Origin of the sequence: Sphingomonas sp. Leaf231 (assembly GCF_001421995.1) — a bacterium.
Lineage (GTDB): Bacteria > Pseudomonadota > Alphaproteobacteria > Sphingomonadales > Sphingomonadaceae > Sphingomonas.
In genome coordinates, this window is record NZ_LMLS01000005.1 from 1 (window position 1) to 24,364 (window position 24,364).

Sequence of the window (24,364 nt, forward strand, 5' to 3'; positions counted from 1 at the left end):
CCATCCATGGCAGGAATACCTCGGCGCGGGGTGGAGCAGCCCGGTAGCTCGTCAGGCTCATAACCTGAAGGTCACAGGTTCAAATCCTGTCCCCGCAACCACCGTCGTAGAACTACAATCGCCGCCCTTCGAGGCGGCGTTGTCGTTTGTGGCCCACCCCAGCAGATCTGACACTTTCGCAACGACCTCCGCTTCCGGACCGCACGGCTCGTCGGGGTAGATCGTCACGCTCTCGATGAGCGTCGACAGGATCTCGGCGGCTTCGCCGCGAACGGGTTCATCGTCGAGCGTCTCGCGCAGCTTGCTGACCTTTTCCTCAAACAAGCGCATCAGCGTCGGGTGCGGGAGAACTGGTGAAGCCGGCTTGTTGGGCCTGCGCTGTGCCACTCTGGCCTCCAGTGCGGCCTTTTCGTTTTCTCGGTCCGATAGCAGCTTGATCAACGTCGGACTGGCAACGCCAGCGAGCATGTTTGCCGCCAGATTGTCGATTTCGCGCGTGACGATGGTTAGCCGGTCGCTTGACGTACGTTCCTGGTCGATCATCGCCTGGTTCAGGCGCTCCATCTCGCGCGCAAACTCGTCGGCAAACAGCCGCGCATGCTCTTCGGTGAGCAGATGGTGCTGGAAGACTGCGAGCGTGGCTACTTCGAGCGGCCCCTTGCGTACCGAAAGTCGGTTTGTGCAGGTGCCGCGCTCCTTCTGTCCGGCGCAGCGGTAATAGTCCTTGCCGGAGATGGTATAGCCTGCGCCGCAGCAGCTGCAGCGGATAAGCCCGGAGAGCAGATGCTTCTTGCGATTCTGGCGGGCTACCGGCACCTGTGCGTCGGTACGGCGGCGTCGTTCGATTTGCTCACTGACGCTATCCCATAGCGCGTCCGGGATGATGCGCTGTTCGGGCACGGCCACTTCCACCCACTCGGCGCGGTCGCGCAGCCGGTAGCGGCGCTCGCGCTGCTCGCTGTCGGGATTGCGCCGCCATTGCCGTCGTCCCCACACCAGTCTCCCGGCGTACAGCGGGTTGTTGAGGATGCCGGTCGCCTTCTTCTGGTCGCCGCGGATCGTCGAGGCGTTCCATTGGCCACCGCGCGGTCCTGCAATGCCGTCAGCGTTGAGCCGGGTGGCGATCTGGATGGAGGAGGCGCCGGCGGCGAACTCGCTGAAGATCCGTCGAACGATGACCGCCTGCTCTTCATCGATTCCGAGCAATCCGCGGATGAGTTCGCCCTTTGCATCGAGCCGGATGACGCGCTTGTAACCATAGGCACGACCGCCGGCGAAGCGCCCGGCGAGTACCGCCGCCTCCATGCCGCGTACGGTCTTTTCGACAAGGTGCTTGAGGAAGATTGCGCCCAACAGGCCTGCCACGGCAAACTTGATCTCGTCGACATGACCCTCCGAAACCGTGTGGAGCGCGACACGGTGGTACATCAGCTTCTTGCCCAGGAACGCGACGTCCTCCGCGTCGCGCGCCAGGCGATCGAGCGCTTCGCACACCACCATGTCGATAGCGCCCGCCTCGACGTCGCGCAGCAGCCTCTGTAAACCAGGGCGATCGCGGCGGTAGCCGGATTGCTCCGGGTCCAGGTACGTGGCAGCCACGGTGCCGCCGAGATAATCGACCAGCTTCATGCACGAGGCCGTCTGGTCCGCGCTCGACGTGGCACTCTGCATCGCCGTCGAGTGGCGACCATATAGCGCGATGCGGGGCGGCGTCTTCATCAGCATGGCGCTTCAACGCTCCAAGTCGTCAGGGATCCGCGTTGCACGGTGATGGGCATGGGCTGCCTGGCGAGCAAGGAGCCGAACAAGAGCTCGCAGGCTGTCTGCGTCCGACCGCCCGGCTACAATTGGCCTCTGACTGGGTAGGCGAGCTTCTTGATCCATGCCGGCAACGTGCAGCGCAACGGCACGCCAGACGTGGGTAACCCGGAATCGAATCACAGGGACTCACAAGCTTGAAGCATCGCGCTGTCTGCTAGCACGGGCGAGGGGACCGTCACAGGCGGTCTCCTTTCGCGATCGAAAAGTGGAATGACCGGTTTTTAGGCGCTCGGATGGCAGAGCGACGGTCAGGCGTTCTGCTGAGCTCTCTCCCCACGAACTCTCATCACCGACCTGCAACGGAGAAAGGGCTGATTAGGATTAGTTGGCTATCTTCCAGGTACATCTTGGAGGAATGAAAATGGCTGAAAGCATCATAGACGACCTGATTTCTCTGCAGGATGCTGTAAAAGAAGGGCTTGTGTCTCAGGGATTTGCAGACATTCTGGTCGATGGTGGGAGGATGCGAATTTACGCTGGTGATGTCGACAGTGCCGCTGCAACTGTATGGTGCGAAATGACCATCATGCTTGAAGGCATCGTTCAGCCGCTGCGCATTGAGGTCGGAATCAACGATGGTCGGTTTTATCGCGAGCACGGCTCCATGGTCGAGAAGCTCGTCAACGCCGTCATCGATGAGGCAAGTGTCATCGATCAGCGGCTTCAGCAGCAAGCCGTGATCCGCAGCAGCGTCAATCTAGCGATCGATCAGGCGGCGGAAGACGGCCTGATCGTACGCCTGACCGGCTTGCAGAGGATGGCATACGACATCGACGGCGACCTCGAGATTGACGGCTGGCTCGTCGACTTTCTCATGATCGAGCGTGATGACGAAGGGGTGGTTTTCCGTCGCGCGTTTACCGTGGCGCAGCAGATCGGGCACGGCTACGGCTATGAAAGCCTTCTCCAGCGCCTTCGGGATGAGGAGTTTCCTGCACAGCACCACCTGCTCAGAGAGACCCTAGAAAACAAGGTAGCGGGTCGGGAGGCATGGGCCGCAGCGTATCCGATGAGCGATCGCCCGCGTGCATGGACGCCGTTCGGCTTGCGCGCTTAATCATCGATCGAGGAGCAATACACATAAGGTCTCAACGACCGTGCTGGTGCATGTGAATCGTTGTCGATCACGCAACCGGCATCGTCATTTCAGACGGTGCCGGTTTTTGTGCCCGATATTTAGCTTATCGGCACGTCATGCCGGTAGACCGGTGGGCGCTCGACCGGCGACGATCAGGACATCTTTGCCTGACGAGCGGCACCTGACGCTCTACCGGTTTAGCCACCATGCAGGATCGATCCTGAGCGCATCGATGGCGCTGGCAGGGTGCCGGCGTGCAAATGCGTCGAGAGCTTTCCTGACCAGTTTGCGCCCGGCGGCATCGTCGGCATCGCCATTTCCGTAGGAATGGGCATGACGGTCGGTCCGCGCCTGCAGACGCAGCCACTGCGTGGTCCGGGTAAGGGCGCGCCGGCCTGGCACATAGTCGCGGACCGGATCCGGAAGAGCGGGCAAGGGCAAGCGCGCACGCGCCGCTTCGATCCCGGCATCGATCTGGCGCGGCGCACCCAGCAGCGCGGCGGCCAGGATCACGGTCGCGTGCGGCGCCGAGACGCCAAGCCTCGCTTCCACGAAGTCCTGCATGCCAAGCCCCGCGTCGCGCGTCAGCTCCGGCGTCATGGCCGCGAGCGTACGCAGCGGCGATGCAAGATGCTGCTGCATCATTCGTGCGGCTTCGGGGAACGAGCGTCGGCCAGCCAGCAGCGGCACGCGCCGCTGCACGGCTTCGGCAAGTTCGATCAGGTTAGAGTTTGCAAGAAACGATCCGGCCAATCGTTCGTGATCGGAGCGGTCGGCTGCCTCGCTCCAGACCGCCTCGATCTGCCGCGCCGGCGCGACCAGTGCGGTCATCATCATGCGACCGCGATACTGCCACTTCTTCTCATAGCGGATGGCCTCGGTCATCGGGCGGGTCGTCCAGCGCCGGATCAGCGCGGCGCGCATCCTGGTGGCGATCACGTAGAAGAGCAGCGCCTGCGTACGGATGATACGGTCGCTCGCCTCGAGCGAGCAGCCGTGAAAGGATCTGTCTAGACAGATTGCCGAGCTCAAGCGCCCGCCCACGAGGAGCGACCAGCCGTCCGGATCCGATCTACGCAGCATCTGGAGCGATGCGGCATGCTCGACCGGGTCGATGCCCAGATCGGCGGCGAGGCTCGGCGGCACGATCGAGCCGACCCAATCGCCAGTCTCAAGTGCCGGCACATAGCCTTCGGGGATGACGAGGTCGCCCAGCAGCGTGGCATCGGAGAGCGCTGCCGGATCATCCAGCGAGCCGTCCAGAATCTGTATGATCCTGGCCGTGTCGTCGCCGGTGTCATGCAGACGTTCAAGCAGGACGTGAAGCGGATCAGGTGCGCCGCTTTGACCGGTCAGGATGTCAGTCACCATCGCCGGTACGGCGCCCAGGATCGCTGCCCGAGCAGCGGGGGTGTCCAGTAAATCTAGGATGTCGCGCAGACCGTGTCCGGGCACACGCCAGGCGCTGTTGAGACGAGCCGACTTGAGGCGACGGGGCACGGGAGTGATCTCCTGAATGGGTGATCGGGTGAAGCCTAAGGTGGATCGCTGCGGGCAGAAATTGCCCACTACGCCGCCGGCGATTACCAAGCCCTTGCGCGGCAGTATGATGATGTCGGTGAAGGTGATCAGAACGGCTTTTCGTCGGCCGCGGCGGCCGCTTCGAACACGTCTATTTCTCGCTCTTCCCTGTCAACGTGGGTACGTGCCGGGAAGCCGCCAAGCACGTCATGCCGATCGCTCACGATGCCTGGACCTGAGCGGATTGCGGCCTTGCGCTCTGCCGTCTTGCGGTGGACGCGCCGGGCGGCCGAGCTGAGCTTCCTGGGGTCGTAATTTCGCTCGGCAAGTTCCTGCTTCACCGGCTCATGGTGCTTGCGCAGGACGCTCAGGATCGCGGCGCGCAGACGCAGCTCGAGCAGCGTGTCGCCGGCATGGAGGTCGAGCAGGTCGAGCATCTCCGTGCTGTCGGCGGACGCGGTGTCGAGCAGCGATCGCACATGCACACGGGCATGCTCGTCCATGCCTTCACCCAGCGCATGATCATCGCGGATGTAGCCACTCACCGCACGCATCAGCGTCCAGGCCGGTCCCATGCTGAAGGCGCCGGCGAGCTGCCGGCTGATGTCGGTCAGGACGCGGTGGGCGACGACCTGCCGCAGGTGGCTGGCCGCTGCCTGCTCCGCGGCCTCCGCGTCGGCGAGCACGGCGCGGGCGTGTGCGACCTTGTCCTCGAGCAGCGCCAGCTCGCGTGCCGCCTCTTCCCGGCGCCGCGCCGCCGAGACATGCGCGCCGCGCGCACCAGCTTTGCGCCCCTGATCGGGGTCCGCCAGTCGGGGCGGCACGGGCAGCGCCGCACCGCCATCCAGCCAGTCATGCCATTGGGCAGGATCGACATCGGCAGGCACGAGATCGAGCAGCAGCCGGTGGAGATCGTCGCCGCGGCGCGCGCTCTCGAACAGCTCGGCGGCCCGCACGACCGAGCGTGGATCGTCGCCTGCCAGCTGCCCGATGCGCGCCATCAATGCCGCCAATGCGTGACGCACTTCGGGCTCGAAGCCGTGTCCTGCCCTATCCATGTCATCACACTCCCGAGCGGCCCCGACCATCGGAGATCCGACGTCGAAGCGTGGCCCGCCCGCACGGCGACGAGATGGGTAACCTTGAATCTCAATGGGTCGCGTGCGCGCCCGCGTACGCACACGCGCGCAAGGAGCGCGCATACGTGCGCCTGCAGGCGCAGGCGGGCACCCGCACGTGTGCGCGGGCGCGTCGGAAGGGAGCAGAAGGTAGAAGTTGCGCAATAATGCTAAGCGGTCTCGGCGAGCCGATCCACTTAGCGGTCGCAAGAGGAAGCGCGGGAACCGCGCCGCAGCACGCGTCGAGCGTGCGTGCGTGACGGTCCGTCCCGTCCACCCCGAGGGTGGCGAGGCGGGGTCCTGCGGCATGGCCTCCGGAAGGTGGTGGGAAGCAGGCCCGAGGTGCACGTCGGGGGGCTTCCAACTTCCTTGTTTCCAGACCAGACTCCTCCCCATCGCCCTCATCCGGAGCCCGACGCTCGTGCCTGTCCCGTCCGACCTCGTCCATGCTAGCGCGGCGCTTCGACGCTTCCGGGCGCGGCTGGAGGAAGAGGAGCTGACGGGCACGATCCGGTTCGGCCGCCCGGTCCGACAGGAAGATAGCCCGGGCCGAACGCGCACGCTCATGCGCAATCGCTGGCGCGAGCCGATCGACCTCCGGATACCGGCACCGCTGGACGGTCGGCCGCGCAGTGCTGCGGGGGCTACCAGCTATCATTTCGCCGGCACCTGGCTGAGCAAGGATGCGCGTTCCGCGACGCCGCACCGCCGCGCTGCGGCGGGTGCACAGGCTGAGCCCGGGAGCGTGCCTGATCCGGCTACGCGGTTTGAGCGCTACGTCAGCGACGAAGCCCAACGCGACGGCGGAGCGGCAGCGTTCGACCGCTATCTGGAGGCGCCCAAGGTGCCGGAGCAAGAGCGCGGTGCAAGCATGCACGGGCCTTCGCGCGCGGTGCTGGTGAGATCGAACATCAGCGATGTTGCCCGCGAGCGCGAAGCATTCTGGCAGCAAGCCTGGGCGGCGGAGAGATCACCGGGCATGCAGCGGGTCGAGCTCTTCCACCAGCGCGGAACCGTTGCCGACTGGCAGGCGATCGCCTCCGATCCGACCATGCCGGAAGCGGTGGCAAGCGTCGCCAGCCAGATCGTCGCAGAGCGCCTTGCAGCCGATGCGCAGGTGTCGGAGAAGAAGAAACGAAAGCCTCGCGTGCGCAGCGTCGTCGCGCTGGAAAACGAGGCGTCGGTGAACTGGGCGACCTCGCTTGGGGAGCGGTTCGGTGCCAGCAGCGATGAGCGCCTGATCCACTATCCCCGCCCTCGTGGTGGGCGCACCCAGGCACGGTTCGCCGCCGAGTTGCCGGATGAGTGTGACGCCGCGGACATCGCGGCGATCGTCGCGGGGCTGGCCGGAGATCTGGACGCGATCGGGGTACGCTACACGATCGTGGTGCACGCGCCCGATGCGAGCAACGATGCCCGCAACTATCACCTCCATGTGATCTGGTATCCGGGCCGCTGCACGCAAGGACGGAACGGGCAGTGGCGGTTCGGTCCGGAGCAAGGCCAGCCTGCCAAGCTACGTCCCGGCGAGATCGCGGTCCTGCTGGGCGCCGTCAGTGCCGGAGAGCGCGCCCGGCTGCACCATCTGGAGGCCGCAAAGGCTGACATGAAGACGCTGCGCACGCGCCATGCCGTGCATGTCAACGCGCGGCTTGCGGCACGCGGCAGCCAGCGCAGCTACGATCCCCGGACGTACATCGAGATGGGCATCGACAAGACGCCGGAGAAGCATCTCGGCACGGCCGCCGCACGGCTGGTGGCCGCAGGCGTGCAGGTCGCCACCGATCGGGAGAATGCGTCCTCGTCGTGGAGCGCCGCGCACCGGCGTCGGGAGCGCGAGCAGTCGACGCGCGCCTATGAGCATGGCAACTTCATCAAACGCATGCAGGCAAGTCTCGACAACGATGGCTTGGCGGGCAGCGACAGTGACGCTGTGTTGCTACGACTGCGGGATAGGTATTGTACGTTGTCGGACGCGGTGCTGGACGGCCGCGCGGCGCTCGATCGGTTCGGCCTCGAACGTGCCGAAGCGGAGTCGGCGGCGCGACGCCTGTTGGCCTCCACCGCGCAGATCATCGAAACCATCGAAGCAGGCCGGGCACGCCGCGACGATCAGCGCAACGAGCGCTTCATCCGCGCGCGCCACCTGCTGGCCGCGCAGCACCTCGCCGAGATCGAGGACGCGCTCGAGCCGTGGATCGACGAGGTCGAGCGCTATCGCCAGCGAGTGGCCAGGGCCGAGCGTGACCTGCACGCCGTGCAAGCCGAGGCGATCGAGCAGCTCGCGAAGCGACGTGCCGGCGCCGTCTGGCGCACCGGCTCGGTTCTGCCGCACGCCCGCTATCCCGCCCCTCTCATAGGCGACCGCCACCTTGATGCGCTGCTCGGCTATATGTCGTCGAGCGCACAGGAGGAAGCGGCGCGATCCGGCTGGCCGCTTGTCCATCTCGTCCAGCAAGGTGGCAAGACAATGGTCGTGGGTGCCGGCCCGCTCGACATGGCGGTGCTGCGCGACCCGCGCTACACGGCCCGCGTCGATGCGGCGCTGGCGAGCATGGCGGCGCATCAGCAGCGAAGCGTGCAGCGGCCGATTGCGTTCATGGGCCGGTACGGCATCGCGGCGTTGATCGAAGCGCGTCGACCTGGCGAGAGCAAGGAGATCGTTGCGGTCGCAAATTCGTACCGGCGCTTTCGCGATCACCCGACGTTCGTGGCGGCATTGCGCGCGCACGAGGTTAGGCTTGCCGCAAGCGAACGGAACGCTGCGAAGCGCGCCGCGATCACCATGCAAAGTGGCGGAGCGAGCGCTGATCGACCAGGCCATCGGACCAGTCGGGTTGGTGCCATGCAGGACTCGCCAGTGTCCGAGGTCGCCAACGTGGCCGTACCAGCGACGGTTGCTCCGGGTCGCATCGAGGTGCTTTCGCTCCTCAGCGCTACCCCTATGGCAGCTACGGTCTTCCCGACAGCACCTCCGCCCAAAAGCAGCATCGCACCGGTAAAGCCAATGAGCCTAGGCGCCGACGATCCTGAGCCCACTGGCGTTCCGCTGTCCGGCGACCGGCCAGCCGCGTGGTCGCCCCCCGCCGCGCAAGTTCCGGTTAGCGCAGCCGATCAGGCGGTCGGGCTTGCTCCAGCCACTATTGCCTTGCAGCAGCCTCAACCTGTTGTCGATGCCGAACCGGTCCGTTCGCTTGCCGCCGCACGCGCCACCCCTGCCACCGAGCAGTCGGTCGCTGGCGTGGCAGCGCAGCCGGTGGATACGGGGACGCTTCGGTTCAACCTGGCGCCGGAGGTGCCGGTATCCGAGGCTTCCGTCATCCTTCGGTCAGCGCAGGCGAGCCCGGCCTTGTCGGATCATGTGGTGCAGAACCCGCTCAAGCCTTTTGGCCGGTCCTCGCTGTTGGCCCTGGCAGTCCGGATCAGGAGCAAGGACGAAAGTGGACCGACGTCGCTCGCAAAGGTCGGGTCGCTGGCGACAGCAGGCGCGCTGCGTGGTGTGCCCGCGCTGGGCAGCGCACGGTCGCGCAATGCGATGCTGCATGGCGATCATGCATCGGAAGCTGGTACGCACGGCAACGCCGACACAGGTCAGCGCGGCCATGATCGAACGACGGCTGGTGGCGTGACGGGTGAGGTCATCATCGACGCGGCGGAAAACCAACCCCCGCCTTCCTCAGTCGCCGACGTTCAGTCGGTCAGCGCCGATCTGGGCGCGCTATCGTTCCTGCCGCTCCGCCGCGTCATCAGTGATGATGAGACGGGGCGGGGGAGTTCCTTCGTCCTCGCGGTCGATCAGGCAATACCAGACGATGTCGACGTGCTGCGGCGAGCGGCAATGCTGGATGCCGAACACCTCCAGCGCCTCTATGCCGGGCGATGGATGGCGATGCGCGAGCAACTGCGCAGGCTATTGACCACCAGCCGCAGCAAGGCCTTGCCTCAAACCGTGTTGACAGGGCTCGCTACGGGCGATCCGAACACCGCGAAGGTCCTAGCGGCAGAGAACTGGGACGCGCGACTGCTCGCGGCCTTGTGCGCTGCCGGTAGTGATCCCGACGTCGGCCGGGTCATCGCCAGCAGCGTAGATTATTGGCGTGGGCGGACGCAGGAGCGATTGTCGTCCGGCAGGAAAGCCCACCCGGATGATCCTGGCCGCATCGAGGCGCGCCGCCGGGCCGCCAAGAAACAGGGCGTCGACATGTCGCTCGAGGCTTTGGCCGCGTTGTCGGGACGTTCGGACAAGAGCCGCTGACATTCGTGCTGGAGGCCCACGGGCCGCACGGCCGGAGGGTGGGGGGATGAGCTCCTGACAATGTGTCGGGAGAAGCAAGATGCGATGGCATGGATTTCGATCATGGGCGGCCCCTGCGGCTGTGCTGCTGGTGGCCGCGGCAGTGATCGGCCAATGGATCGCCGACAGGCCGATGACGTCAGCGGTCACGGCGGTGGTCATGCATGTGACCGGACACTGCCGCCTCGACGTCGCCGGTGCGACGCGCCCGGTCACGGTCGGGGAGACCGCCCGACAGATCGATCGCTGCGCCTGGCAGGCGGTTGCACGACGGGGTGTGCGCGACCGCGCATCCAGCGCTCGCCAGCAAGAACGCCGGTGCGCGTCTGACGATCGCACCGGCGCCGCACCGCGGCAGCGTGCGGCGCGGTCGCTGGTAGCGAAGGGGAATGGGCGAGGGGGAAGAGCTTGAGCTCTGAAGCGAGGTGAAATCGCGAAGAAGGGCTTGTCCCGCGCCGACCGGCACCGGACCATCAAGTCTCAAGGTTTCTACATGTCCATCATCATCCTGCCGACGTTCGATCTGGAGTCGGCCGTGCTCGGCTATTTGCTGAACGCGCTCGACGTCAGCGATAGCTACGCGTGTACGCTGGAAGCGGCGCTGCCCGATGCGACCATCTATGTCGAGGAGCGCGGCGCGGTGCTCACCGTGACGACCACGCCCACCCCGCTCTTCCGCAACGCCGTCGCCAGCCTGGCGGCAGAGCAGCGCTACGATGTCGTCCTCGTCCGTGTCGCCACGGTCGACGAGGATATCGTGCGTTCTTCGGTCGATCTGTCGCTCGGGCTCCTGCCCGGCGCCGATCCGTGGTCGATGAACGAACTGGAGCTGTGGGTGTCGCGCGACGGCGCGCTGTGGCTGGTGCCGCCCGCGTTCGGGCCGACGGTGTCGGTCAGCAACGAAGGCTTCGTGCTCGAGCTGGTCCCGCCCTACCAGACCATGGCGCAGCGCGCCGCCGGGATCATCCGGGCAGGCGGTGAACTCGCCAGCCTCATGCCTGCACCGGGAGAGATCCGGTGATCGCAAGGCCGGTGCTCGTCAACGAGGGGCATGTGCGTGACCCCGCCAATCCGCACACCCACCTCAACCTGCTCGGCCTTCCGGCCGGGCAGCCGGGTCCACGGTGCATGGCCGGCACCTTGCGCCCGCTCCACCAGAACGGCGCCAACAGCGCCGCGGCATTTGCGCGCAGCAAGATCAATCCCGTCGTAGGTGCGAGCTCCGACGACTGGACGCTGGTTGCGCACCGTGCAGACGTGGTCCTGCCGCGCTGTGCCGATGACAGGCTGGGGGACCCCCGCTCGCTGTTCGAGGCCGTAGATGCCGAGCACCCGGCCGACGGCAAGGCGCTGCTCACTTATCTGACGCTCACCTGGCGCCCAGACCGGCTGCATCGGCAATGGGAGCTCGGTCGGCAAATGGCGGTCGAGTTCGCGCGCGACCACCATGTCGCGGTGTTGATCGTTCAGCACGTGCCCGCCCGCGCCGCACGCAGCAACGATCCGCACCTTCACCTGCTCGTGGCGGGACCACGGCGTGTCGAGCCTTGGGCGGGGTTCGGCAGCTACGTGCCCGCGCTCATGGGCGACCGCGTGTGGAACATGGTGCACGAGCGTTTCCGCACGCTGCTCGCGCATGGAAGCGAGCAGCCTGCATGAGCGCGCGGTGCCGCTGGGAGGTCGAGGAGATCGGCCGGCTTCTCCATGCCCACAGCGTCAATCCGGGGCTGGTGACTTCCGCGCTCAGGCTCGACGCCGGTCAGGCCGGACATCTGCGAGATGGCTTCAGCGTCTTCGATGCAGTCGCGGCCGACCGGCACGAGCATGTGTCGCTCCTGCTGAACGTGCTGGTGCGGGTCGAGCTGCGTTGTGGACAATGACACCGTCGCTATCGGTGCCGCGCTCGAGCGCCCGCTTGATCTGCTGGACGGCGCCAGCATTGCCGAGCGGCTGCGTACAAAACCGGAACTGACCGATCTTCGTCTGCTTCGCGACGTGGCGGGCGCGATGCCGATCGCAAAGATCAGGATGTGGCGCGTCGCCGACCGCTACTCGTAACAAGGAATTACCATCATGACCCATAACCCTGCCGCACGGTGGGCTGCAGCGGCGCGCGCGCTCTCGGTCGCCTTGGCGATCGCGAAGCGCGCCAACTGGCAGTTCGAGCATGCCGGTCCGAACTTGTCCCCGCCGTTCGCCGGCTATCTCTACGTCCATGTCGCTCAGCTGCTGCTGGTGCCGACCACTGCCGGGCTGCCGTTTGCCCGTCGGCTCGTCGATGCCGCCATGCGCGAGGCGCGCTCGGACGCCTTGATCGTCAGTACCGCCGATGCGGAGCCTGCCTTCGCACTCGGTTTGTGGGGCCGCTCGCAAACACGCTGGCAGATGCCCGTCCAGCCGGCGCTGCACGAGGATGGCGATCTCTGGCTGACGATTGATGATGCGGAACCTATTGCGGGCGAGATGCAGGCTAATCGGGCCTGGTTGCTACAGCGCTGCCCCGTCACAACACGCGCGTCGCCTTGGGCGACGCCAGCGGACCTCGCCGACGCACGGAAGAGGGCAGCGGCATGGCTGGCGTTGGTCATTAGGTGAGGGCGGGTCTCGTGCGCCGGCAAAGACCTGGGGCAGCTCACCTATCCGGCTGAGGAGCCTTCGCACCCGTGTACCTTCGGTGGTCTCAAACGGACGATTCACACCTGCGCTTCATAATGGTTCAGCTTGTCCGTACTGGTTTGGGGTTGATAGGTGAATTGCCGATGTCCGATTGTGTTTCTAAGATATGTCGCTGATCGGACTAGATTCTGCAAAGCAACGCTGTTGAGCCGAGCCCGTCGCGGTCGCGCATGCGAGTTAGGCCAACACTACTCAATCAGAAGATTTTGCGAGCGTCGTATCCATCGTGATCAGATGTTCGCTTGTCTCGCAAGCCACAGCGCTTCCACGCGTCAGTCGCTCGCCTCAATTTTCAGCTCTGAAAGTCGATGACCGCGAGCGATCTTCGCAAGAAGGGTTCTGCTACAACCAGTCGCATCCATGATCTCTCGCCAGGTGCGGCCGTCGCGGAGGAGTGACGAGATGGCGGCGTTGCGTGCCTTGTTGGCCGGCCGCCCTTTATAAAGGCCGGCGGCCTTAGCCTTTACAATCCCCTCGGCTTGGCGGCGACGCCGGTCCACATAGTCCTTGCGTGCTACAGCCGCGAGAACATCTAGCAGCATGGCATTGACCGCAGCGAACATCCGACCAGTGAATTCGTCAGCCGGCTCCGTCAACGCCCACGAGGTCGGTAGATCAAGCGCTACGATGTGGACTTGCTTCGCGTCGATCATGCCGCGAAGCCGCGTCCAATCTGGAGAGGTGAGCCGGGAAAGTCGGTCAACCTGCTCCACCAACAGCACGTCACCTGCTTCGCAATCAGCCAACAAGCGAAACAGCTCGGGCCGGTGCAACTTGGCCCCGCTTTCGTTTTCGACATAGCGCGCCGCGATCCGCAAGCCTCGCTCGGCGGCAAAACTATCGAGGGCTCCACGAGCACGCATTGCGTCTTGCTCGGAGCTGGAAGCGCGCAGGTAGGCACGAACAAACATAATTTGGTCCTCGATACGTGGTTCTTGTTTCTCTAGTCTTTTTTGTATCCACCGGACCCTTTAAAAGGTACCGGCAGCGCACCGGTTACAAAACGGTATACGTTAAAAGCACCGGAGATTATGCACGTGGGGCAGCTTCACGTCGATGAGGCATAATCCAAACGGTGTGGTACAAACGAGGCTCGCTGGCATACCGTGGGGACGGTTGCTGCTAAGTCGGGATATCCCTAGAAGATGATGACGATGCTGATCAGAGGTACAGAGGCCGTCATGACGCTACAGATCAACATAACGCCAAACGGGCGCATGAGCCTGCCCGCTGACGTTCGCAAGCGGTTGGGCCTGACGGGTGGCGGTGCGGTATATCTCGACGAAACCGAAGATGGCGTTGTTCTGCGAACCGCCAGCCAAGCGGTGGCAAGGGCGCAGGCGCTGGCCGAGCAATATACCGGCGGTAATCCCGACGCCTCTGTTGACGCATTCCTCAATCGGCGTCGCGAAGATAGCGGCGAATGAGCGTGGTTCTCGACGCCTCGGCTCTCATCGCAATGATCAAGGGTGAAAAGGGATCTACCAAGGTTGCAGCCGGTATCGCCGGTGCGCGAGTGAGCAGCGTGAACTACGCTGAGGTGGTGACCCACTTCATTCATACCGGAATGCCCGAGCGAGAAGTTGATGCCATGCTTGATCCGCTGCCACTGACGGTAGTGCCGGCCGACAAGGCCTTGGCGAAAATCGCCGGGCGGCTGCGCGCCGCGACGGCCGAGGCGGGCCTTAGCCTTGGAGATCGCTTTTGTCTGGCTCTAGCCCGACGGGATGGATTGCCCGCTTGGACCAGCGACCAGAACTGGAAGAAGATCGCGGATGCAGTCGAGGTCAAGGTCGTGACGATCCGCTAGAACTTGGCGGGAAGGGCAGGGGGCAACCACCTGTCGATCCTCTGGAAGCGGAAGGTCTGCATCCTGGTGGAAAACCGCCTGTCCGCTGTTGGGCGGCGTTTCGGCGAAAGCTGCCGGGCGACTTCCGACCCATAGTAAGTCATTCAGGACAACTTTTCTGCTCCCTGAAAGCCGCCGTCCGGCCGCGCGGTTGGCTGCGGCTCAGCTGAACGAGCCGGGCACCGGCTCCTGCGTAGCGACACCGTTAACGCACAGGTTAGCGTGTCGCAGATGTGCGTTGAAAGTCGCGTAATTCCGCGACTGACATTCGCGACAGCTACGCCGTCAGCCGACCACGCTTGAGCTGGTGTAGCGAAACTCAGGATATTCGCGACAATCCTCCCACTAACCCATGACGATCATCTCGGTCGCGATCAGCGCGAGCAGGACCATGACGAGCTGGCGGAAGCGCTCAACGGGCAGACGCTTGATGAGCAAGCACCCCGCCCAGGTGCCAACGATCATCGCCAGCCCCATCGCGATCGCCAGCGGCCAGAAGGTTGGTCCAAGGTCGATCGTCGCGCCGTAAACAATTGTCTTGGCACTGTGCATCACGATCGAGGCGACCGCGTCACTCGCGACATAGGCAAGCGGTGGCAAACCGAGGCTCAGGAACACCGCTGCGCCGAGCGGCCCGGCGCTCCCGACTAGCCCGGACAACAGGCCGGTCACACCGCCCCCGATCACCAGCACGCGGCGCGAGGGTTTAAACGCGATCATGCCCGTGGCCTTCAGGATGACGAACAGCAGGATCGCCACGCCCACGATCCGCGCAACGAGCGCCGTCGGTAGCGACGCGAACGACAATGCGCCCAGCATCGAGAACGGTATGGCAGCGGAGAGGAACAGCAACACGGGCCGCCAACGGATTGGCGCCAGCCCAGCCCATCCCGGCCGGCGCACCGTTGCCGATGATCTGGACGATCGTCAGCAGCGTCACCGCTTCGGTCACGCCGACGACTTAAATCAGCAGCGGCAGCAACAGCAGTGCCCCGCCAAACCCGGCCGAACCCGAGATTGCAGCAGCCGCAAATGCACCGACGATCAGCAGCCCATATTCGATCATTGGTGTCATCGGTCGAACCGCGGCATGACCGACCAGTGTTCCAGCTGCTTGTAGACGATCACCTTGTCGCCGAGCAGGTCGCCATGTCGCCGGCAGAACCGGTCGAGCTGGTCGCGTTCGCCGACGAGTTCGACGCAGATCGTCAGATGGGGATCGGCCGCCTCCGATCCGTTCTCGCGGATCTGGCCGTGGTTGCTGAACCCATAGTGCGTGTGTTGCGCGACGGCATTGATGATGCCGTCTGGATTAGCTCGCGATAGAGCGGCTTGGCAGCCCACAGCGTACGCAGGCTGCGCTCACCAATTCGGTCGGACGGTTTCATGTAGATACGCAGCATGCCGATTTCGCGATGCTGGACGGTGAAACGATTGGGCATGGACAAACCCTCGATTGGTGGGGGGATCAGGAGCGTGGGCTTCGCGAGGCGCGGTGTGCCCGCGCCTCGCGAAGCGTCGCGTTCGGGGTGAGGCCGGTCGCCGGCACCTTCGGCACCGCGACGCGCTGCGACAGGTAGATGCCGTTATGACCGGAGCAGAGGTAGGCGACGAAGCAGGCCACCGCGATCGGCACCGCATAGGCAGCGCCGAACAGTTCGATGCCCATGAAGGTGCAGGCGAGCGGGGTGTTGGCCGCGCCCGCGAACAGCGCGACGAAGCCGAGCGCGGCGAATACGCTGGTGGGCACGCCGAACATGGGGGCGAGTGCGTTGCCGAGCGCCGCGCCGATGAAGAACAGCGGTGTCACCTCGCCACCCTTGAAGCCGGCGCTGAGCGTGACGACGGTGAACAGCAGCTTGATCGCCCAGCTCCACGGATGCGTGTCCGGTCCGAAGAAGCTGGCGATGGTGAGGCTGTCGGGCGTCGCTGCCAACGTGCCGAGTCCGAGATAGTCGCGCGTTCCGAACAGGTAGACGAGCGCGATGACCGCGATGCCGCCAATGGCGGGGCGTAACGGGCCATAGGAGACGATGCGCTTGAGCCACCCGCCGAGCGTGTGATTGGCTTCGGCGAAGGCGAGACCGACCAGCCCGAACGCAACCCCGGCGACGCCCGCCTTGGTGACGAGCAGCGCATCGACCGGCACCAGCGCATCGATCCGGTAGACGCCGTGATGGATGCCCCAGGCAAGGCACGTCCAGTCGCCGACCAGTGCCGCGACCAGGCACGGCACCAGCGCGCGATATTCGACACGCCCGATCGCCAACACCTCCAGTGCGAACACCGCCCCTGCGATGGGCGTGCCGAACACCGCGCCGAACCCGGCCGCAATGCCCCCCATCAGCAGGATGCGGGTGCCGTCAGCATCGAGCTTGAGCGCGCGACCGAAACCGCTGGCGAGACTGCCGCCCAACTGGACGGCGGTGCCTTCGCGCCCGGCCGAACCGCCAAACAGATGGGTCACCACCGTGCCGAAGAAGATCAGCGGTGCCATCCGCAGTGGCACCCCCCCGCCCGGTTCGTGGATCTGCTCGACAATAAGGTTGTTGCCGCCCTCCACCGAGCGGCCGGTCAGATGGTAAAGCAGTCCGACCACGAACCCGCCGATCGGCAGCAGGTAGAGCAGCCAGGGAAAGGCAAAGCGAAGCCGGGTCACGGCATCGAGGCTCCACAAGAAAGCCGCGCAGAGCGTTCCCACCATTGCGGCCATCGGGACCAGGATCAAGGCCCATCGCAGCACCGACATGGCATGGGTGCGGCGATCGCGAATGAACGCTGCCATGTTGAACTGGTCGTAGAGATTGCGAAATGTCGCGCGCACGATTCCTCCTTGCTGCCTTGCGGCGCCTGGTAGGAATCATCGACCCTTGCGAGGGCGGTTCGGCCGAATGGCCCGGCGGAAATCCATCGCCGTGCCGAGCATATGCTGTCCGACGGCGACCTGGTCAACCATCGGCAGGGTCACGATGAGACCATTGTTTTGCTGAGGATCAATAATTGGCTCAACCATGGAATAAATCTCGACGGGCGTCGTCTACGCTTTCGAGACTGATGCGCCGGAGGCTTATGCGTAGACGAAATTGGATGCTGGGTCTGACTGCTTCGGCCATGCTCACCGGCGCAGTCGCGGCCGCCCCCGCCGATGGCTACGCCAGCATGGTATCTGCCGCGATGGACCGGATGATGGCGGGCATGATGGTCAAGCCGTCCGGCGACGTCGACCGCGACTTCGTCGCAATGATGCTTCCGCATCACCAGGGCGCCATTGATATGGCGGTGGCAGAGCTGCGCTACGGTCATAACGAGCAGCTCAAGCGCATTGCGCAGGAGATCATCATCGATCAGCAGCAGGAGATCGCCGCCATGAAGTTGGCGATTGGTCAGCCGCTACCCCCTTCGACGCCAGCCCCGACGCAGGGCGGCGACTACCACAGCCATATGGAGCACTGACATGATCCGGACCTTCCTGCGCTCGGCCGCCTTGCTGATGAGCGCCGCACCGGGCATTGCCATGGCCCAGCAGGCGCCGTGGAACGCCAAGGACGTGCCTGTCAGCCACCGCGACCGCGTCTATGCATCCGAACAATTCTCCAACACGGTGTCGGTGACGGACCCGGCCGACAACAGGTTGCTCGGCGTCATCAAGCTCGGCGATCCGCAGCCGATGAATTTTTCCCCGCTCTACAAGGGGCAGGTGCTGGTTCACGGCCTCGGCTTCTCGCCGGACGGGAAAACACTGGCGGTCGTGTCGATCGGATCCAACGCCGTGTCGTGGATCGACACCGCCACCAACACCGTCAAGCACACGACCTATGTCGGGCGCAGCCCGCATGAGGCGTTCTTCACGCCGGACGGCAAGGAGGTGTGGGTTACGGTACGCGGCGAGGATTACATCGCCGTGCTCGACCCCAAGACGTACAAGGAGACCGGTCGCATCAAGACGCCCGGTGGTCCGGGCATGACGATCTTCTCTCCCGATGGCCGATACGGCTATGTCTGTTCCTCGTTCAATCCGGTGCTGGCCGTGTTCGATGTCTCGACCCACGCGCAGGTCGGACAGGTGGCGCAGCCGAGTCCGTTCTGTCCCAACATCGCCGCGACGCCGGACGGCAAGCAGGTGTGGTTCACGCTGAAGGACATCGGCAAGACGGTCGCATTCGATGCCAAGCCGCCTTTCGCGATCCTCAAGGTGCTGGATACCGGACCGATCACCAATCACGTCAACTTCGCCCGCACGGTCAGGGGACAGTTCGCCTATGTCACGGTAGGCGGGGAAAACGCGGTGAAGGTGTTCCGCACGTCCGACTTCGCGCTTGTCGCCACCATCCCGGTCGGCAAGATGCCGCACGGTGTCTGGCCATCGGGCGACGGCCGGCGCATCTATGTCGGGCTGGAGAATGCTGATGAACTTGCCGCGATCGACACCGCCGGCAACAAGGTCGTTGCCACCGTGCCGGTCGGACAGGCACCGCAGGCGATCGCCTATGTGCCGAACGCTATTCCGACAGGCCTCGGCACCGACAATCTTCAACCGCTCGGTACGGCAGGCAAGGCGGTGCATCTGAACATGGGGCCGGTTCGCGGCAATGGTGCTGCAAGCAGCATTACCCTCTTCGACCAGGGCATCATTCAGGTCGTGCAGAGTGCCGTTACCGGTTTGCAGCCCAAGAAGCCTTACATGCTCGTGCTCACCGCCAACGCGGACGGCAGCGGTGCGGTAGAGCCGCTTGCGAACTTCATGAGCAATCCGGCAGGTGCGGCGATCGTCAACGCGTCGGGTCCGATCCGGCAGATCGTTCAAGGCAGCACCGCGGCACCCCGGCGTTTTCTGGCGGTCGCCGAGGTGGTGAACGGCGCTCCGGGCCGCATCGTGCAGGTGCAGCGCGACTGAGATGGACCCACTTGCCGCCGCGATCGAGCCACTGATCCCCGGTCTGCGCCGCTATGCCCGGTCGTGGTTGCGCGATCCGGCGATGGCGGATGACGTGGTGCAGGATTGCCTTGAGCGCGCGGTCGGGCGCTGGCGCCAGCGACGGGGTGCGGAGGTTCGCCCATGGGTCTACGCGATCCTGCACAATCTGTTGGTCGACCATCAGCGGCAGCACAGTCGGCGAGGTACGGCGGTTCCGCTCCACCTCGTCGACGACGCTGCGCTCGGCCGCCCGGCCGATCAGGACGTAGGCCTGCACCACCGAGACCTGTTGCGCGCACTTGATGCGTTGCCCGAGGAGCAGCGGACGGTGCTGCTCCTCATTTCCGTCGAAGGTCTGTCATATGGGGAAGTCGCTGCCGTCGTCGGCGTGCCGCTGGGAACGGTGATGTCGCGCATATCGCGGGCGCGCGACCGTCTGGCGACGCTCCTCCGCGAGGGTGAACGGCCACGATTAAGGAGTATTCGATGACCAGCCCGATCGGAGAGGACGATCTGGCCGCGTGGATCGATGGAAGGCTGTCGCCCGAGCGGCAGCGTCTGGTCGACGCTTACCTTGAAGGCCAGCCGGACGTGCATGCCCGTTTGCGGGAGCAGGCGGAGCAGGCGCGAGCTCTTGCGTCCCTGTTCGCTCCCATCGCGGAGGAACCGATCCCGGCGACGATGCGCGTCGCAGCCATCAGGGGACGGCAACGCCAACCGCCTTGGCAACTCGCCATCGCCGCGTCGCTTCTGCTGGCGGTCGGATTTGGCGGTGGTTGGTCGAGCGCGCGGTGGAGCGGCGAACCCCACGCGGGCATCGCGGCGCTGGCCAATGAGGCGAGCGACAATTTCCGTGTCTATGCCGCCGACCGGATTCGACCGGCGGAAATCGGCCCCGACCAGCGCGCCATGCTGATCCGATGGACCTCCAGCCGATTGGGTGAGCGCGTGACCATCCCGGACCTCAGCACAGCGGGTTACCGCTATGGCGGGGGGCGATTGGTCGCGACGCCCCACGGCCCTGCAGCGCTGCTCCTCTATGATGGACCGCAAGCGTCGAAGCTTGCGGTGCTGACGAGGCCCATGCAAATCGACAAGAGCGCAAGCATGACCAGCACGTCCAGCGGGACCATGGGCCGGGTCACATGGGCGGTCGACGGGATCGGCTATAGTGTGGTGGGGGAGCGCCCCGCTGCCGAGCTGCATCCGATCGCCAACGAGGTCCAGCGCCAGGCCGATGCGGCGCTTGTGTCCTGATAGCACCTGGCCAGTTCTCAGCGCCGACAGGCACTGGGCGGACCAGCGGGATCACGGCTTGCGCGCGGCATCGTTCCGGTCGGCCTCTGCCGGAGTCAGCCTGGCCCGTTCGCGAATGCGACGTTCGAGTGGAGCGCCGACGAACAGTACGAGCATCGCAAGGCTCAACCCGCCGATGATGAGCGGCCACACCGCCAACCCTGCTGCCGCGCCGATCGTGGCTGTTACCCAGATGCATGCGGCAGTCGCCAATCCATGCACTTCCTGACCCTGGCCGACCCGCAGCACAGCGCCGGCACCGATGAAGCCGACGCCGGACAGAATGCCCTGCATCGCCCGTCCTGCGGCATCGGCGTTCACATTCGGCAAGCCACTGTGTACGATCGCCTGCACGGCGATGCAGCTCGCCAGACCGACGAGGCCCAGCGTCCGCAAGCCCATGATCTGCCGGTTCTCGCGCGAGCGTTCCCAGCCGAACACCATCCCAGCCGCGGTCGCCACCACCAGCCGCCCGATCGCATCGATCCAAAAGCCGAGATCCGGTGCCGCTGACGCTTCGATCATTCGACCAGCACGTGCACATGATGCCAGGCGGTGCACAGATAGCCAGCGAAGTTCCACATCGTATCCGGCCGCTCGGGCTGACCCTGTCCAGTGTCGTCGAAGGCGCGCACGACAAGGTGCTGGCGCCCCTTGTCGAGCGTGGCGTCGAGGGTCCAGCGCCGCCAACCCCAGTGCGCCTCCGGATCATCGGTGAACGTCGCCTGTTGCCAGTCGCGACCACCGTTTACCGACACTTCGACCCGAGAGACGCGGCGATCATAGGCGATGGCATAGCCCTCGATCCGCACCTCCCCGGCCGGCAAGCTTTCGCCAGAGCCGGGCACGCAGATCGCGGCGTTGAGCGGCATGGCATTGATGGTCAGACCCTGGCTCCAGTCGACGGTGTCGCTCGTCACATCGGCAGGAAAGAGCTTGTAGTCGTGCGCCTGGATCGGTGCGTCGGATGGCGTCTCGCGCACCTCGATCCGTGTCAGCCATTTGGCGCTCCGCACCCCGGCATAGCCCGGCACCACCATGCGGATCGGTGCGCCGTGTTCGGGCGTCAGCGGCTCGCCGTTCATCGCCCAGGCAATGAGGACGTCGGGTTGCCGCGCCTTGTCCATGGCGATCGAGACCCCGAACAATGCTTCCTCGCCTTCGACGTCCACCTCGTCCGCTCCGGTGAACGCCACGAACAGGTCGGACGCATCCGGCGCACCGACGGCATCCAGTACGTCGGACAGTCGTACGCCGGTCCACTCCGCATTGCCGATCGCGCCCACGTCCCACGGGTCGCCGGACGTTTTTGCGAACTGCTGAAGATCCGTGCGCCGGTTGCCGGCGCACTGGAGAACTGCCGTCACCGTCCGCGTGGCCAACGCGCTCTTCAACTCCTCCACCGAGAAGGAGCGTCTTTCCATGCTCATCCCGCTGACCTCGATCCGGTGATCGGCAGGCAGATCAGGCACCGCACCATGGCTGCGCACGTAGAACAGCGCCTGCGGCGTCAGGAACCGCTCGATCAGCGCGCCGGGCGTCGGCTCGGCGTTGTAGGGCTCGGATTTGCGCTCGATCATATCAGTCATGGACGAACCAACGCCGCAAGCGCGCGGATCGCTTCAAATCTTCAAGACTATCGCAGACGAAGGATTACCGATCGTTCCGATATTCAGATTGAAATAAACGGATCAAACGGTTGGTCGTATCGATAAGATTGCGCGATATAAGCTGCATGACCCTGGAGCAACTCAGAATATTCGTCGGTGTCGCCGAGCGCGAACACGTCACCAAGGCAGCGGAGGTGCTGAACGTCACGCAGTCCGCTGCCTCCGGCGCGGTCGCGGCCCTCGAAGCGCGCTACGGGGTTCCTCTGTTTCACCGTGTCGGGCGTGGCATCCAGCTGACCGAAGCAGGCCGCGGCTTTCTGGAGGAAGCGCGCGCAGTGCTGGGGCGGGCAGCGCATGCCGAGACGATGCTGGCGGACTATGCCGGGCTTGCCCGTGGTTCGTTGCGGATCGTCGCAAGCCAGACGATCGCGAGCTACTGGTTGCCGGCAAAGCTCGCCTCCTTCTACGAACGCCACCCGCAGATCGCGGTCGAACTGGCGATCGACAACACCGAAGGTGCAGCAGCGCAGATCCTGAGCGGCGCGGCGGAGCTCGGTTTCGTCGAGGGCGAGGTGGACGAACCGGCGCTCGCCCTCTGGAATGTCGGGCGTGACCCGATGGTGCTGGTCGGCCATGAGGACGCCGGGCGCGTCGACGAGGACTGGCTTCGCGCTGCACGCTGGATCGTCCGCGAGCAGGGTTCGGGCACGCGCTCGACCTTCGAGGACGTGCTGCGAACGCGCGGGTTTGATCCGGCCCAGCTGACAGTAGCGATGACGCTGCCGTCCAACGAGGCGGTGCGTACCGCGGTCGAGGCCGGTGCCGGCGTCGCTGTGTTGTCGCGATTGGTTGTCGCACGCGCGCTCAAGGCCGGCGATCTGGTCGAGTTGCCGCTTGGGTTACCCGATCGCGCCTTCCACGCGCTGCGCCACAAGGAACGCTATCGCACCCGCGCGGCCGACGCGCTGACGGACCTCATCAAGGAGCAGGTCGCATGACTGCCGACGCACCTTCGGCCCTGACCGGCCTCAAGCCGCTAAGCAGGCTCGATCACCCGCGCGAGATGATCCGCCAGTTCACACCCAACTGGTTCGCCGCGACGATGGGCACCGGCATCCTCGCTCTCGCGCTGCCGCAGGTGCCCAATATCGGCCCCGCGCTCAAACCGATTGGCGAGGTGTTGTGGTTCTTCAACATCGCGCTCTTCATCCTGTTCGCCGGTCTCTATGGCGCGCGCTGGGCGATGTTCGGGCATGAGGCACGGCGCATCTTCGGCCACAACACCGTGTCAATGTTCATCGGGACCATTCCGATGGGCTTGGCGACGATCATCAACGGATGCCTCGCCTTCGGGATCGCGCGGTTCGGTAACGGCATCGTGCCGGTCGCACACGTCCTGTGGTGGATCGACGTCGCCATGTCGCTCGCCTGCGGCGTGTTGATCCCCTACCTGATGTTTACCCGCCACGAGCACAGCCTGGACGGCATGACTGCGGTATGGCTGCTGCCGGTCGTCGCAGCGGAAGTGGCGGGTGCCAGCGGCGGGCTGCTCGCGCCGCATCTGACCGATCCTCACGCGCAGATCGTGACGCTCGCCACTTCCTACGTGCTGTGGGCCTATTCGGTGCCGGTCGCGTTTGGCATCCTCGCTATCCTGATCCTGCGCATGGCGCTCCACAAGCTCCCGCACGAGAGCATGGCGGCATCCTCTTGGCTTGCGCTGGGGCCGATCGGCACCGGGGCGCTGGGTATGCTGGTGCTTGGGGCGGATGCGCCGGCGATCCTCGCGGCGCATGGGCTGGTCGGTGTCGGTACCGTCGCGCAAGGGATCGGCGTCGTCGCCGGGCTCTGTCTGTGGGGTTTCGGCCTGTGGTGGCTGGCGCTCGCGACGCTCATCACCATCCGCTACTGGCGCGCCGGCGTCCCATTCAACCTTGGCTGGTGGGGCTATACCTTCCCGCTCGGCGTCTACACCGTCGCCACCTTCCGCCTCGGTACGACGCTGAACCTAGGCTTCTTCGGTATTGTCGGCACAGTGCTGACGGTCGCGCTCGCGGCGATGTGGCTGCTGGTCGGTGCCAAGACACTCGCCGGAGCATGGCGCGGCAACCTGTTCGTCTCGCCCTGCATCGCTACCCCGAACTGATCCACCCTGATGATCGGATCAATCGGTCCGATCACTTGCA

25 protein-coding genes, 1 tRNA gene and 1 riboswitch are annotated in these 24,364 nt (G+C 65.1%); of the genes, 16 read left to right on the plus strand and 10 right to left on the minus strand.

Translation table 11 applies throughout. The features are described 5' to 3' along the window. Nucleotides 1–24: 24 nt before the first annotated feature. Nucleotides 25–101, plus strand: a tRNA-Met gene (locus ASE95_RS14480). On the opposite strand, the gene ASE95_RS18580 is transcribed toward ASE95_RS14480, so the two are convergent. Then, a complete protein-coding gene (locus ASE95_RS18580) occupies nucleotides 58–1,725 on the minus strand; it encodes a recombinase family protein (protein WP_443025467.1) in 1,668 nt (555 codons plus the stop codon). The two genes, ASE95_RS14480 and ASE95_RS18580, sit on opposite strands and share 44 nt — an antisense overlap. Before the next feature lie 457 nt (nucleotides 1,726–2,182). Here ASE95_RS18580 and ASE95_RS14495 point away from each other — a divergent pair, with 457 nt between their 5' ends. Further along, on the plus strand, nucleotides 2,183–2,878 hold the full coding sequence (locus ASE95_RS14495) for a hypothetical protein (RefSeq protein WP_156348059.1): 696 nt from the start codon (nucleotides 2,183–2,185) through the stop codon (nucleotides 2,876–2,878). A 210-nt stretch (nucleotides 2,879–3,088) separates the two neighbouring features. On the opposite strand, the gene ASE95_RS14500 is transcribed toward ASE95_RS14495, so the two are convergent. Beyond that, a complete protein-coding gene (locus ASE95_RS14500; RefSeq protein ID WP_162234697.1) occupies nucleotides 3,089–4,399 on the minus strand; it encodes a hypothetical protein in 1,311 nt (436 codons plus the stop codon). Between the two features lie 128 nt (nucleotides 4,400–4,527). Further along, nucleotides 4,528–5,421 carry a hypothetical protein gene (locus tag ASE95_RS14505; RefSeq protein ID WP_056637843.1) on the minus strand — a complete coding sequence of 298 codons (894 nt, stop codon included), beginning with the start codon at nucleotides 5,419–5,421 and terminating at the stop codon, nucleotides 4,528–4,530. Between the two features lie 682 nt (nucleotides 5,422–6,103). Between ASE95_RS14505 and ASE95_RS14510 the strand changes: the two genes are divergently transcribed. From ASE95_RS14510 to ASE95_RS14535, 6 genes are all read left to right on the plus strand, one after another. After that, entirely contained in the window at nucleotides 6,104–9,793 is a 3,690-nt protein-coding gene (locus ASE95_RS14510; RefSeq protein WP_162234698.1) for a MobA/MobL family protein, read from the plus strand. Nucleotides 9,794–10,277: 484 nt separating this feature from the next. After that, a complete protein-coding gene (locus ASE95_RS14515) occupies nucleotides 10,278–10,853 on the plus strand; it encodes a hypothetical protein (RefSeq protein ID WP_156348061.1) in 576 nt (191 codons plus the stop codon). A gap of 11 nt (nucleotides 10,854–10,864) precedes the next feature. Further along, nucleotides 10,865–11,491 carry a hypothetical protein gene (locus ASE95_RS14520; protein ID WP_156348062.1) on the plus strand — a complete coding sequence of 209 codons (627 nt, stop codon included), beginning with the start codon at nucleotides 10,865–10,867 and terminating at the stop codon, nucleotides 11,489–11,491. Further along, a complete protein-coding gene (locus tag ASE95_RS14525; protein ID WP_056637855.1) occupies nucleotides 11,488–11,712 on the plus strand; it encodes a hypothetical protein in 225 nt (74 codons plus the stop codon). Before ASE95_RS14520 ends, ASE95_RS14525 begins: the two co-directional genes overlap by 4 nt. Then, nucleotides 11,702–11,890, plus strand: a complete 189-nt coding sequence (locus ASE95_RS14530) for a hypothetical protein (RefSeq protein WP_056637858.1) — start codon at nucleotides 11,702–11,704, stop codon at nucleotides 11,888–11,890. Before ASE95_RS14525 ends, ASE95_RS14530 begins: the two co-directional genes overlap by 11 nt. 15 nt (nucleotides 11,891–11,905) lie before the next feature. Then, nucleotides 11,906–12,427: a hypothetical protein gene (locus ASE95_RS14535; RefSeq protein ID WP_056637860.1), complete on the plus strand. Its 522-nt coding sequence runs from the start codon at nucleotides 11,906–11,908 to the stop codon at nucleotides 12,425–12,427. Nucleotides 12,428–12,780: 353 nt separating this feature from the next. On the opposite strand, the gene ASE95_RS14540 is transcribed toward ASE95_RS14535, so the two are convergent. Then, nucleotides 12,781–13,419 (minus strand): recombinase family protein, encoded by a 639-nt coding sequence (locus tag ASE95_RS14540; protein ID WP_056637863.1) that lies wholly within the window; start codon nucleotides 13,417–13,419, stop codon nucleotides 12,781–12,783. 270 nt (nucleotides 13,420–13,689) lie between these two features. On the opposite strand from ASE95_RS14540, the gene ASE95_RS14545 reads away from it, so the two are divergent. Then, entirely contained in the window at nucleotides 13,690–13,935 is a 246-nt protein-coding gene (locus ASE95_RS14545) for an AbrB/MazE/SpoVT family DNA-binding domain-containing protein (RefSeq protein ID WP_055818096.1), read from the plus strand. Beyond that, complete coding sequence (locus ASE95_RS14550) at nucleotides 13,932–14,318, plus strand: type II toxin-antitoxin system VapC family toxin (protein WP_055817303.1); 387 nt, start codon at nucleotides 13,932–13,934, stop codon at nucleotides 14,316–14,318. The genes ASE95_RS14545 and ASE95_RS14550 overlap by 4 nt, the downstream gene beginning before the upstream one ends. Nucleotides 14,319–14,702: 384 nt before the next feature. Here ASE95_RS14550 and ASE95_RS14555 read toward each other — a convergent pair whose 3' ends face one another. The 4 genes from ASE95_RS14555 to ASE95_RS14565 all read right to left on the minus strand — a co-directional run bounded on the left by ASE95_RS14555 (nucleotide 14,703) and on the right by ASE95_RS14565 (nucleotide 17,181). Further along, nucleotides 14,703–15,176, minus strand: coding sequence for a sulfite exporter TauE/SafE family protein (locus ASE95_RS14555; RefSeq protein ID WP_235528378.1), 474 nt, complete (start codon nucleotides 15,174–15,176; stop codon nucleotides 14,703–14,705). Next, on the minus strand, nucleotides 15,064–15,309 hold the full coding sequence (locus ASE95_RS18345) for a hypothetical protein (protein ID WP_235528383.1): 246 nt from the start codon (nucleotides 15,307–15,309) through the stop codon (nucleotides 15,064–15,066). Before ASE95_RS18345 ends, ASE95_RS14555 begins: the two co-directional genes overlap by 113 nt. Nucleotides 15,310–15,428: 119 nt before the next feature. Beyond that, a complete protein-coding gene (locus ASE95_RS14560; protein ID WP_235513449.1) occupies nucleotides 15,429–15,701 on the minus strand; it encodes a DUF190 domain-containing protein in 273 nt (90 codons plus the stop codon). 124 nt (nucleotides 15,702–15,825) lie between these two features. Next, nucleotides 15,826–17,181, minus strand: a complete 1,356-nt coding sequence (locus ASE95_RS14565; protein WP_055817299.1) for a voltage-gated chloride channel family protein — start codon at nucleotides 17,179–17,181, stop codon at nucleotides 15,826–15,828. A 23-nt stretch (nucleotides 17,182–17,204) separates the two neighbouring features. Further along, a riboswitch (Fluoride riboswitch) is annotated at nucleotides 17,205–17,281 on the minus strand. A gap of 163 nt (nucleotides 17,282–17,444) precedes the next feature. Between ASE95_RS14565 and ASE95_RS14570 the strand changes: the two genes are divergently transcribed. From ASE95_RS14570 to ASE95_RS14585, 4 genes are read left to right on the plus strand one after another with little or no spacing between them, the layout of a single operon-like run. Continuing rightward, on the plus strand, nucleotides 17,445–17,810 hold the full coding sequence (locus ASE95_RS14570; protein WP_235528336.1) for a DUF305 domain-containing protein: 366 nt from the start codon (nucleotides 17,445–17,447) through the stop codon (nucleotides 17,808–17,810). 1 nt (nucleotide 17,811) lies between these two features. Next, nucleotides 17,812–19,251 carry a YncE family protein gene (locus tag ASE95_RS14575; protein ID WP_055817296.1) on the plus strand — a complete coding sequence of 480 codons (1,440 nt, stop codon included), beginning with the start codon at nucleotides 17,812–17,814 and terminating at the stop codon, nucleotides 19,249–19,251. A 1-nt stretch (nucleotide 19,252) separates the two neighbouring features. After that, nucleotides 19,253–19,762, plus strand: a complete 510-nt coding sequence (locus ASE95_RS14580) for an RNA polymerase sigma factor (protein WP_055817293.1) — start codon at nucleotides 19,253–19,255, stop codon at nucleotides 19,760–19,762. Then, nucleotides 19,759–20,529, plus strand: a complete 771-nt coding sequence (locus tag ASE95_RS14585; RefSeq protein ID WP_055817290.1) for an anti-sigma factor family protein — start codon at nucleotides 19,759–19,761, stop codon at nucleotides 20,527–20,529. Before ASE95_RS14580 ends, ASE95_RS14585 begins: the two co-directional genes overlap by 4 nt. A gap of 51 nt (nucleotides 20,530–20,580) precedes the next feature. Here ASE95_RS14585 and ASE95_RS14590 read toward each other — a convergent pair whose 3' ends face one another. Both ASE95_RS14590 and ASE95_RS14595 read right to left on the minus strand, forming a co-directional pair. After that, complete coding sequence (locus tag ASE95_RS14590; RefSeq protein WP_056637866.1) at nucleotides 20,581–21,093, minus strand: MgtC/SapB family protein; 513 nt, start codon at nucleotides 21,091–21,093, stop codon at nucleotides 20,581–20,583. Further along, nucleotides 21,090–22,157, minus strand: a complete 1,068-nt coding sequence (locus ASE95_RS14595; RefSeq protein ID WP_055817283.1) for a sulfite oxidase — start codon at nucleotides 22,155–22,157, stop codon at nucleotides 21,090–21,092. Before ASE95_RS14595 ends, ASE95_RS14590 begins: the two co-directional genes overlap by 4 nt. Before the next feature lie 146 nt (nucleotides 22,158–22,303). On the opposite strand from ASE95_RS14595, the gene ASE95_RS14600 reads away from it, so the two are divergent. Then, nucleotides 22,304–23,176, plus strand: a complete 873-nt coding sequence (locus ASE95_RS14600) for a LysR family transcriptional regulator (protein WP_056626652.1) — start codon at nucleotides 22,304–22,306, stop codon at nucleotides 23,174–23,176. After that, nucleotides 23,173–24,324, plus strand: a complete 1,152-nt coding sequence (locus ASE95_RS14605; RefSeq protein WP_056626653.1) for a TDT family transporter — start codon at nucleotides 23,173–23,175, stop codon at nucleotides 24,322–24,324. The genes ASE95_RS14600 and ASE95_RS14605 overlap by 4 nt, the downstream gene beginning before the upstream one ends. Nucleotides 24,325–24,364 lie beyond the last annotated feature (40 nt).